Source organism: Streptomyces sp. NPDC007095 (assembly GCF_040634475.1).
GTDB lineage: Bacteria > Actinomycetota > Actinomycetes > Streptomycetales > Streptomycetaceae > Streptomyces.
This window is the reverse complement of record NZ_JBEYFS010000080.1, coordinates 36155-46361: the sequence shown is the minus strand read 5'-3', so window position 1 is coordinate 46361 and position 10207 is coordinate 36155. Positions and strand designations below refer to the sequence as shown.

Genomic DNA, 10207 nt, shown 5'->3' with positions numbered 1-10207 from the left:
GTCGCTGGTGATCGAGGAGCTACACTCCCGGGTCGCCCCATGCGGAGCCGGCCATCGCGGCGCGCAGCTCGGCCGGCGAGCCGGTGTGGGACAGCCTCGGCCACGCCGTCGCCAACGCACCCAGTCCGTAGGGGCGCCGCGCGGGCGGGGAGGGGGTCGCGCCCGACAGCGCGCGGGCGTGGTCGTCCACGTTGGCGATCTCGAATCCGGAGGCGAGGAGCCGGATGGCGGTGGCGCCCGCGCGGGGCTGCCATCCGGCGAGCACCCGCAGATGCCACAGAAGCGTCGCCGACACCGCCCGCTGGGCGTCGGCCAGGTCGGCCTCCGAGCCGAGATCGTGCCCGTACGCCGTGGCACCGAGGTACCTGAGCGCGTCGTCGAGTGTCACGGCGCCGGCCACGTCCTGGGCCCCGGCGCCCAGGCACCTGGACAGCATGGCCCTGGACCGCGTCACGCCCGCTACCCACCCGGCGCCCACGGTGGCGGGCCCCCTTCCTGGCGTTCGTCGTCCGGGGCCGTCAATTCCTCGACCAGAGCGTTCACGAGACGGTCCACGAGTGCGGGCGTGCGGAGCTCGATCCGGCGCCGTAGGGCAACGGTGTCGCGCGCGGCGGCCGCGAGCAGCTCCATGGCCTCGGCTTCGGTGGCGTCGCGTATCAGGGCGGCGCTCTGCTCCCGTACGACCGGTGCACGCGCTCGGGCCTGTTCGACGATGTCCTTGGCAGTCCGTTCGGCCGCCCGACGGCGCCGAGCCGCCTCCTCGTCCGCCCGCTCCCGCACGGCCCGCGCCTCGGCCTCGGTCTCTTCCAGGAGTACGAGCGGCGGCTCCAGCTCGGCGGCGAGTTCGGCCGACCGGTCGGCGGGCACTCCTCCCGCGGCGGCCGGACCGGGCAGACCCACCGGCCGGAACCGCATCAGGAAATCCCGGAATCCCGCCACAGCAGCGCTCCTACGAGTCGGTCGCGTCGCTCCCAGTCCAGTGTCCACGTTAGGGAGGAACGCAGCTCGCGGAGTAGGGCCGCCCGTCCCCGGCCGGGGGCCGACCGGCCCTGTGCTCAGCCGTTCCACCGGCGTGAGACTGGTCCTGTAAAGGGTTCGGCCCCGCGCTTCAGGGAGGCTGCCATGAGTGGACTCGAACGTGGTTCCGTGGAGCGGCAGGCGCGGAAGGCCGTGCCCGGACGCGGCTGGAGGCCCGGCGAGGAGAACCGTCAGGACCTGATGCTGCGCTATCTCAGTGCCGTGGCCACCACTTCCGCGGCGCGCGCCGACGAGCAGCCCCCTCGCCCGAAGGGACCGCGACCCGTCCTCGACGAGGACGAGTCGGCCCCCGCCATCCCGCGTGTGCGCGAGGTGATGAGCGTGCCGGCCGTCTCCGTAACGGGCGAAACACCTTTCCTGGAGATCGTCCGGACACTGTCCCGTGAGCACCTCGGCGCCGTGCCCGTGGTCGACGCCGACGACCGGGTGATCGGCGTGGTCTCCGAGTCCGACCTGCTGGCCAAGGCGGCGGCGCAAGTGGCGGTCCCTCACCCCGGCCCGATTCGCCGGCTCCGGGAGCACCGCCTGTACGAGAAGGGCCGCGGGGAGACCGCGGCCACCCTCATGACCTCCCCGGCGATCACGGTCGCTCCCGGCACGACGGTGGCCGACGCCGCTTGGCTGGCCGCGCGTTCGCGCCTGAAGCGGCTACCGGTCGTCGATCACAAGGACCGGTTGGTGGGCGTGGTGAGCCGGATCGACCTGGTACGGGCTCTGGTGCGCGATGACACGAAGATCCGCGAGGAGATCGAGACCCGGATCATCCGGCAGGACTTCCTGCTCGATCCCGACGCCTTCGAGGTGACCGTGGAGAACGGCGTGGTCAGCGTGAGCGGCGAAATGGACGGATCGCTCATCCCGAAGCTGCTCGAATCCATCGAGGAGATCGACGACGTGGTCGAGGTCTCCGAACATCTCACGGCGCACTGACCGAGGGCGGCAGCACCCATGAAGGGTTCGTTCCAGATCGGCCGGGTGTTCGGGGTGCCGCTGCGCATGCACTGGAGCGTGCCGCTGCTGGTGGTTCTCATCGCGTACGGACTGAGGCACGACACGCTGCCCGCGTGGCTTCCCGGCCGGTCGATCACCGTGTACACGTCCATGAGCCTGGCCGGTGCCGTGCTGCTGGTGGCGAGCCTGCTGCTGCACGAGGCCGCGCACGCGGCCACCGCCCGCAGGAACGACGTCCCGGTGGAGGACGTGACCCTGTGGGCCATGGGCGGAATGACCCGCACGGGTAAGCCTGGCACCGCCCCGGTGGCGCTGGCTGTGGCCGCGAGCGGACCCGTGACCAGCCTCCTCATCGGTGGCGTCGCCCTAGCCGCGGGAGCGGGCCTGCACCACGTCTCCGGCTGGGCGGTACCCGCGGCCCTCCTCATCTGGCTGGGCTGGGCCAACCTGCTGCTCGGTGCGCTCAACCTGCTGCCCGCCGTGCCGCTGGACGGGGGGCGGGTGCTGCACGCCGCGCTGTGGTGGCGCACCGGGGAACGCGACCGCGCCGAGCTGGCGGCCGATCGGGGCGGGCAGGTCGTCGGGATGCTGCTGATGGCCGCGGGCTGGCTGGCCTTGCTGCGCGGGGCGAGCGGCGGTCTCTGGCTGGCCTTCGTCGGCCTGTTCATCGCCGTCACCGCCGGCGCCGAACGGCAACGGGCCGTCCTCACCACGGCGCTGCGCGGAGTGCGGGTGGCCGAGGCCATGTCCAGTCCGGTGACCACCGCATCCGACTGGCTGACCGTGGACCGGTTCATCGACGAGGTCGCGGTTCGGGCCCGGCACTCGGCGATACCGCTGCTCGACCTGGACGCCCGCCCCACCGGGATCGTCCAGATGCGCGCGATCGCCACCGTGCCGGCCGACAGCCGGGCGACGGTGCGCGTACGCGACGTGGCCACGCCGCTGTCGCAACTCACCCTGGCCGCCCCGGGCGAACTGCTCAACGACGTCCTCGGACGGGTCCACACGCAGGCCGGGATGCGGATCCTGGTCGTCGACGGCGGGCCCCTCGTGGGGATCGTCACCCCGCACGACCTGATGCGACTGCTCCAGCAGCACACGCTGAGCGACGCCACACGGCGCTCCCTCGGTCAGCTGCCGGGGTGACTCCTCCCTCGGTGATGTCGCCCGGCTCGCGGCCTCCAGCTGCCGGGGTGACTCAGGGGTGCGGCGGCACCGGCGCGGTGGGACTCATCGCCCGGGAACCATCGTCACGGGGCAGTGCGCGTGGTGCAGCACGGCGTGGGCGACGTGGCCCAAGGGCGCGCCGATCGTGTGTGCGGGGCGACGGGCACCGATGACGAGGAGGTCCGCGTGGGCGGACACGTCGACAAGGGCACCGGCCACGGACGGGGCCCGCACGACGTCAACGGTCACCGTGAGGGCGGGGAATTCGTCCCGCAGGGGTCCGACGAGACGGGCGGTGGCGCTCGTCTGCTCCTCGACGATCTCCGTGAGGTCGTCGAGCATCGGCACCATGCTCCCGGCGTACTGGTAGAACGTGTAAGCACTCCACACGCGCAGTGACGCCTTGCGCCGACCAGCTGCCTCCGCCGCGAAGCGAGCCGCGTCGAGGTCCCTCTCGTCACGTACGGCGGCCACTACGACACCCGTCGGGACGGGTTCGAGCGCTCCGCGGACCACGACGAGCGGAACCGTCGCACGGGCGGCGACCCGAAGTCCGACCGAACCCAGCAAGAGCGCGGCGAACCCACCGAGCCCACGCGAACCCACGACGATCATTCCGTTCGCCCCTGCCTCGCCGAGCAGGGCCCGGGCCGCGGAGTCCCGGCTGAGCGTGGAGGTGACACCCAGGTCGGGCACCTGACCGGTGGCCAGCGCGACCGCTTCGTCCAGGATGTCCTGTCCGGCTTCGAGCACCAGCCGGGCCGCGTAGTCGGGCCGGTGCCCGCCCGGGGCGTCGAGGGCGGTGGCGTGCACGATGTGCAGGTCTGTGCCACCGGCAGCGGCTTCGACAGCGGCCCAACGGACCGCGAGTGCGCCGGTCTCGGATCCGTCCGCCCCTACGACGATCGGCACGCGTACGTCAACCATGATCCCTCCTGGGCGCCAGGTCATTCCACCCTGACACCGCCTGCGGACGGCAGGGAGATCCCAGTCGGCCCACGGGCAGGGCCGAAGGTCCCGGTCCGCGAGACCAGCCGTTCGCTGTGACCCCGCCGTGCCAAGGTGTGACGACGGGTATGGAAATCCCCGTACGGACGCCGGGGGACGGAGGCCGCGAGCCGGGCGACATCACCGAGGGGGCGCTGCTCGCCGTTGCGGCGAAGGCCGGTCCGAACCTGGCCGTGGAGGAGGCGACCGGTGTCACGGACACCGTTGCCCTGCTGAGGCTGAGCAAGGCGGGCGTCGACGTCATCGAAACCGCCATCACACCGCGCTCCCTCGCCGCGGGCCGCACGCTCACCGAGACCACGCTCCCCGCGGGCGCCGTCATCGCCACGGTCGTCCGCGACGGACAGCCCAACGTCCCCACCCCCGAGACGCGGCTCCAGCCGGGCGACGAACACTTCGTCGTCTCCCACGCCGCCACCGAACAGGATCCGGATTCAGTGGAGAGATCCGGGCCATACGAAGACCACGGCGAGGATGACTCCCACGTCGAGCAGGACCCCTGCGGCGAGCCGCGGGTGGAACCAGATCGCCTTGAGAGCGAGCCCGCTGGAAGCCGCCACGATCGCGACGCCCGGCCACCAGCCACTGCTCACGGCGGCGCCGGCTCCGGCGACGACGTACAGCAGTACGGTGTACCAGGCGAGTGCCAGCGCCGCGGCCCTGGCGGGCGCGGCGGAGACGTGGGCCGCCGTGAGGGCCCGGGACATCACGTGGCCGCGGCGAGTTCAAGGGTCTGCTCCTGGGCTCGGTCGGCCTCGGAGTGGCGGCTCGAGCACACTGCCCGGAGATCGTGGTCCGCGGCGACAAGGCCGGACTGGAGGGTGCCCATGAGCGGATTCTGCTGGGTGCGGGAGACCCTTCCACCGGCGTGGAGGCGGCGCGGTTCGCCTTCCGCGAGGCCGAGGCACGCAAGTCCGCCCTCGATGTCGTACGCGCATGGCGCCGCCCCTCGGACGAGACGACCCACGATCCCCGGCTCGCCGGGGAACCGGAGGGCCGCCACGAGCACCGGGCATCGGAACTGCTCGACGCCGTGCTCCGCGACGCGGTGGTGGACCACCCGGGCATCCGCGTACACCGGACGACGGTCGAAGGGCCCGCCAGCAAGGTGCTCCTGCACCGCTCCGCGGCCGCGGACCTCGTCGTCGTCGGGGCCCAGCGCAGGCACGGCCACTTCTGTCAGCTCGGCCGGGTCAGCCACAGCCTGCTGTATCACGCGGACTGCCCGGTGGCGATCGTGCCGCAGAGCGAGTGACGGCGGCCGGGCCCGGACGCCCGGCTCAGGCTCAGGCTCAGGCTCAGGCTCACTGCACGCCTGACCGGCTCAGGCTCAGGCTCACTGCACGCCTGACCGCCGCCATGTGCCCGGTCAGTCGTGCGGGACCACCGCCACCGGGGCGGCGGCATGGTGCAGCACCGCCTGCGTCACCGGTCCGATGTGTGGACCCACCGGCCTACGCCGGTTGCGACGCCCGACCACGACCAGTGCCGCGTCCCGGGAGGCGTCGACCAGGTGGGAGCCCGCGCTGCCGACCACCTCCTGCTCGTTCACCTCGACGCCGGGGAACTTCTCCCGCCACGGCCGCAGTACCTCGATCATGTTGTGCCGGACCTGCGCGCGCAGTTCCGCGTTGAGGTCGAGGTCGAAGGCGCCGCCGTAGCCGTAGGAGGACGGCAGACTCCATCCGTGGACGACGCGAAGGTTCCGCCCGCGCCGAGAAGCGGCTTCGAACGCGAATCCGATCAGGGAACCGTCCGGATGCTCCAGGTCCAGGCCGAGCACGACACCGCCCTTCAGGTGGTCGTCTGCGACACGTTCGCCGGCTCGTACGAGGACGACCGGCCGCTCGGTCCTGGCCACGACGGCGAGTGCCACGGAGCCGACGATGAACCCGGTGACTCCGCCCAGGCCCCGGGACCCGAGCACCAGGAGATCGGCCTCCGCGGCGGCAGCCAGCAGCGCGGTGACGGGCTGCTCCGGGATCCGCTCGGCACAGATGTGCAGGCCGGGGTGGCGTTCGGCAAGCCGGGCGGCGGTCTCCCGCGGCAGGCGCTCGGCCCACTCGCCCCGCGGGTCGTCCACGGGCGGCACGGAGACGCCCGCGAGCGGGGAGTACATGTAGGGCTGCCACTGCCAGGCGTGCACGAGGCGCAGGGGCGCGTCGCGCAGCAGGGCCTCGTGAGCGGCCCAGTCCGCCGCCGCGAGACTCTCGGGCGAACCGTCCAGACCGACGGTGACGTTGCGGGACATGTGCGGACCTCCTCAAGGGGATGCGACTCAGTCTCCGGGTGGCAGGCCCACGTCAGGAGGGGCCGCAGGTCCCGGCCCGGGGCCGAACGGCCCGTCCGCACGTGCCCCGTTCCGCCGCGAGGGTCGGTTCACACGATCACGACCGGGCAGTGGGAGTGATGCAGCAGGGCGGTGGTGACCGGGCCGGGTCGCGGGCCGATGTGGTGGGGGTGACCGTGGGCACCGACGACTACGACGGCGGCTTCGCGGGTCGCCTCCAGCAGCGAGTGCACCCTGCCGGAGTCGAACGTGCGGAGCACCACTTCGACTTGGGGATAGCGCTGCCGCAGCCCGGCAACCGCACGGCGCGGTACAGCCTGTTCGGTCGGTACTCGCACGACGGCATCGTCCCGCGCCCGATCCGCGGGAATCAGGGCCGTTGGCGCGGGCGCCGGGCGTCGAGAGGCCACGGCGTCCAGCACACTCAGCCGGACCCCGCGGCGCGCCGCCTCCGCGAAGGCGTATGCCGCGGCATCCGCGTCGGCGTCGCCTTCCATGCCGAGCAACACCTCACCGCGGCGGGCGGACCGGTGGTTCCCGCGTACGACGAGCAGCGGACCGCACGTCCGCGCGGCCAGCCGCAGGCTCACCGAGCCGAACACTAAGCCGGCGACACCGCCGAGCCCTCGTGTACCGACCACGGTGAGCTCGGCGCCCCGACCGTGCTGAACCAGTGCCTGGACCGGTCCGCCCTCGAAGGCGGAGGCCGTGACAGGCAGGCCGGGGTGCCGCTCGCGCACCCGGGCAGCCGCGGACGCCAGTACCGGCCCGGCCTCGTCGAGGTCGGGCACGGCGTACACGATGTCCAGCAGGGCGCCGCGCAGCACCGCTTCCTCGGCGGCCCGGTCCAGCGCCCGCACGGCGATGAGCGTGCCGTCCACGCCGACGGTCACATGACGGGTGGTCATGTCTGTCCCTCCCCTTGGTCGGTGTTGTCTAGTGCCGCAACAGGCAACGTTCGCCCCGTCGCGACGCCCGGCACGCACTCTCGCCGCACCGGCCGAAAGCCCAAGTACGTCCAGTACGAGGACTTCCGGCCGGCACGCCGAGAGCACGCACCGGACGCCGCTCCTTGACGGGCAAACGTTGCCTGCCGCGGCACTAGGTGGCCGCGGACGCCCCGTCGGCCCGGTTCGACAGTGCCGCGCGGCCTGCTTCCAGGCGGGCGGCGGGAACGCGGAACGGCGAGCAGGAGACGTAGTCGAGGCCGGTGTCGTGGAAGAAGTGGATGGAGTCCGGGTCGCCGCCGTGTTCGCCGCAGACGCCGATCTTCAGGGTCGGGTTCGTCGCGCGGCCCTCCTCGACGGCGATCCGGACCAGTCGGCCGACGCCGTCCCGGTCGAGTGTCTCGAAGGGCGAGGTGGCGAAGATGCCCTGGGCGAGATAGGCGGGGAAGAAGGACGCCTCGACGTCGTCGCGGGACAGTCCCCACGCCGTCTGCGTCAAGTCGTTGGTGCCGAAGGAGAAGAAGTCGGCGGCCTCCGCGATCCGGCCGGCGGTCAGCGCCGCACGGGGCAGTTCGATCATCGTGCCGATGGGGCAGTCGACCGTGAGTCCGGACGACTTCGACACCTCGGCGAGCACGCGCTCCGCAGCCGCCCGTACGATCCGCAGCTCCTCCACCGTGCCGACCAGCGGAACCATGATCTCGGCCCGGGGGTCTCCCCCGTCCCGCAGCCGCTCCACGACGGCTTCGGCGATCGCCCGTACCTGCATCTCGACCAGTCCCGGGACGACGAGTCCGAGGCGCACGCCGCGCAGCCCGAGCATCGGGTTGCTCTCGTGCGTGCGCTCCACGGCGGCCAGCAGGCGCCGGTCGTGCGCGGTGGGGTGGGTGGCGACACGGACGGCGAGTTCGGTGAGGTCGGGCAGGAACTCGTGCAGTGGTGGGTCGATCAGACGGATCGTCACCGGCAGCCCGTCCATCGCGGCCAGGATGCCGGCGAAGTCGGCCCGCTGGAGCGGCAGCAGCGCGTCCAGGGCGGCGCGCCGCCCGGTCTCGTCCTCGGCGAGGATCATCGCTTCTACCAGACTGCGACGCTCGCCGAGGAACATGTGCTCGGTGCGGCACAGTCCGATCCCCTCGGCTCCGTAGCGGCGGGCGCGGGCCGCGTCCTCGGGGGTGTCGGCGTTGGCGCGCACCCCCAGGCGGCGCACGGAGTCGGCGTGTTCGAGGGTGCGGGCCACGGCGGCGGTCAATGCCCCGTCGCGGTCCCCGGTGTCCAGGAAGTGGCCCACCGACGAGTCGGTCAGCGGCAGTGCCCCGAGGTGGACCGTGCCCGCCGTGCCGTCCACGGAGATCACCGTGCCTTCGGCGAGCACGGTCCGGTCGGGGGCGGTGAGCGTCCGTGCCTCGACGTCCACCGTCAGTTCCTCGGCGCCGCACACGCACACCTTGCCCATGCCCCGCGCCACGACGGCCGCGTGGCTGGTCTTGCCGCCACGGCTGGTGAGGACGGCCTCGGCCGCGACCATTCCCGGCAGGTCGTCGGGGGTGGTCTCCCGGCGTACGAGGACCACCCTCTCCCCCGTCGCGGCGCGCCGCACCGCCTCGGCCGAGTCGAAGACGATCGCTCCGACAGCGGCTCCGGGGGACGCAGGGACGCCGTGGGCGAGCGGCTTCGTCTCGGCGTGTGCTTCGAAGCGGGGGAACATCAGGCGGGCGAGCTGCGCGCCCGAGACCCGGGCGAGCGCTTCGTCCTCGCCGATCAGTTCCTCGTCGACGAGTGCCTCGGCGATACGGAAGGCGGCCTCGGCGGTGCGCTTGCCGACCCGGGTCTGGAGCATCCAGAGCGTGCCTCGCTCGATGGTGAACTCGATGTCACACAGGTCGCGGTAGTGGTGCTCCAACGTGCCCATGTGGTCGCTGAGTTGCCGGTACGAGGGCGGGTCGAGCCGTTCCAGTTCGGCGAGTGGCACGGCGTTGCGGATGCCGGCGACGACGTCCTCGCCCTGGGCGTCCTGCAGGTAGTCGCCGTAGACACCACGGGCGCCGGTGGCCGGGTCGCGGGTGAAGGCGACTCCCGTGCCGGAGTCCGGACCGAGGTTGCCGAAGACCATGACCTGGATGTTGACGGCGGTGCCCAGGTCGTCGGGGATGTGTTCGCGACGGCGGTAGAGGCGGGCGCGCTCGCTGTTCCAGGAGCGGAAGACCGCCCGGATCGAGCGGTACAGCTGCGCGCCGGGGTCCTGCGGGAACTCCTCGCCCGTCGCGTCCCGGATCACCTGCTTGTAGTCCTCGACGAGCCGGGCGGGGTCGTCGGTGCTCCCACGCCGCTCGAACAGTTCCGGGGCGATGCCGAGGACCGTGCGGCCGTACATCTGGAGCAGGCGGCGGTACGAGTCCCACGCGAAGCGCTCGCTGCCGGTGGCCTTGGCGAGTCCGAGGACGGATGCGTCGCCGAGGCCGATGTCCAGGATCGTCTCCATCATCCCGGGCATCGAGAACTTGCTGCCCGAACGCACGGACAGCAGCAGGGGGTTGTCACGGCCGCCCAGCTCGCGACCGGTGCGTCGTTCCAACTCCACCAGCGCGTGCGCGACCTGGGCGGCCAGTTCTCCCGGTTCCTCGCCGGTGGCCAGGTACTCCCGGCAGGCGTCGGTGGTGACGGTGAAGCCGGGCGGTACCGGCAGTCCCAGCCGGGTCATCTCCGCCAGGTTGGCTCCCTTGCCGCCGAGCAGGTCCGTCATGTCACGGCCGCCCTGGGAGAATGCGTACACGTACCTGGTCATCTCTCATCCTCCGGGGGT

General features: G+C 72.4%; 9 protein-coding genes and 2 pseudogenes. 4 read left to right on the top strand and 7 right to left on the bottom strand.

Annotated features, from left to right (window positions below):
- Positions 1-19: 19 nt before the first annotated feature.
- Positions 20-436 carry a hypothetical protein gene (locus tag ABZ656_RS26425; protein ID WP_360270916.1) on the bottom strand — a complete coding sequence of 139 codons (417 nt, stop codon included), beginning with the start codon at positions 434-436 and terminating at the stop codon, positions 20-22.
- A gap of 23 nt (positions 437-459) precedes the next feature.
- Positions 460-939, bottom strand: coding sequence for a hypothetical protein (locus ABZ656_RS26420; RefSeq protein ID WP_360270914.1), 480 nt, complete (start codon positions 937-939; stop codon positions 460-462).
- A gap of 183 nt (positions 940-1122) precedes the next feature.
- On the opposite strand from ABZ656_RS26420, the gene ABZ656_RS26415 reads away from it, so the two are divergent.
- Both ABZ656_RS26415 and ABZ656_RS26410 read left to right on the top strand, forming a co-directional pair.
- On the top strand, positions 1123-1968 hold the full coding sequence (locus ABZ656_RS26415; RefSeq protein WP_360270912.1) for a CBS domain-containing protein: 846 nt from the start codon (positions 1123-1125) through the stop codon (positions 1966-1968).
- 18 nt (positions 1969-1986) lie between these two features.
- Complete coding sequence (locus ABZ656_RS26410) at positions 1987-3138, top strand: site-2 protease family protein (RefSeq protein WP_360270910.1); 1152 nt, start codon at positions 1987-1989, stop codon at positions 3136-3138.
- A gap of 84 nt (positions 3139-3222) precedes the next feature.
- Here ABZ656_RS26410 and ABZ656_RS26405 read toward each other — a convergent pair whose 3' ends face one another.
- Positions 3223-4086 (bottom strand): universal stress protein, encoded by an 864-nt coding sequence (locus ABZ656_RS26405; RefSeq protein ID WP_180362276.1) that lies wholly within the window; start codon positions 4084-4086, stop codon positions 3223-3225.
- Between the two features lie 149 nt (positions 4087-4235).
- Here ABZ656_RS26405 and ABZ656_RS26400 point away from each other — a divergent pair.
- A pseudogene (locus ABZ656_RS26400) lies at positions 4236-4559 on the top strand (TrkA C-terminal domain-containing protein); the annotation flags it as partial.
- Between the two features lie 42 nt (positions 4560-4601).
- Here ABZ656_RS26400 and ABZ656_RS26395 read toward each other — a convergent pair.
- On the bottom strand, positions 4602-4874 hold the full coding sequence (locus ABZ656_RS26395; protein ID WP_360270920.1) for a hypothetical protein: 273 nt from the start codon (positions 4872-4874) through the stop codon (positions 4602-4604).
- On the opposite strand from ABZ656_RS26395, the pseudogene ABZ656_RS26390 reads away from it, so the two are divergent.
- Positions 4874-5422, top strand: a pseudogene (locus ABZ656_RS26390) (universal stress protein); the annotation flags it as partial. The gene ABZ656_RS26395 and the pseudogene ABZ656_RS26390 overlap by 1 nt on opposite strands.
- Positions 5423-5536: 114 nt before the next feature.
- Here ABZ656_RS26390 and ABZ656_RS26385 read toward each other — a convergent pair.
- The 3 genes from ABZ656_RS26385 to ppdK all read right to left on the bottom strand — a co-directional run bounded on the left by ABZ656_RS26385 (position 5537) and on the right by ppdK (position 10189).
- Complete coding sequence (locus ABZ656_RS26385) at positions 5537-6418, bottom strand: universal stress protein (protein ID WP_101403007.1); 882 nt, start codon at positions 6416-6418, stop codon at positions 5537-5539.
- 128 nt (positions 6419-6546) lie between these two features.
- Positions 6547-7365: a universal stress protein gene (locus ABZ656_RS26380; RefSeq protein ID WP_360270907.1), complete on the bottom strand. Its 819-nt coding sequence runs from the start codon at positions 7363-7365 to the stop codon at positions 6547-6549.
- A 193-nt stretch (positions 7366-7558) separates the two neighbouring features.
- Positions 7559-10189 (bottom strand): pyruvate, phosphate dikinase, encoded by a 2631-nt coding sequence (gene ppdK / locus ABZ656_RS26375; RefSeq protein WP_101403006.1) that lies wholly within the window; start codon positions 10187-10189, stop codon positions 7559-7561.
- Positions 10190-10207 lie beyond the last annotated feature (18 nt).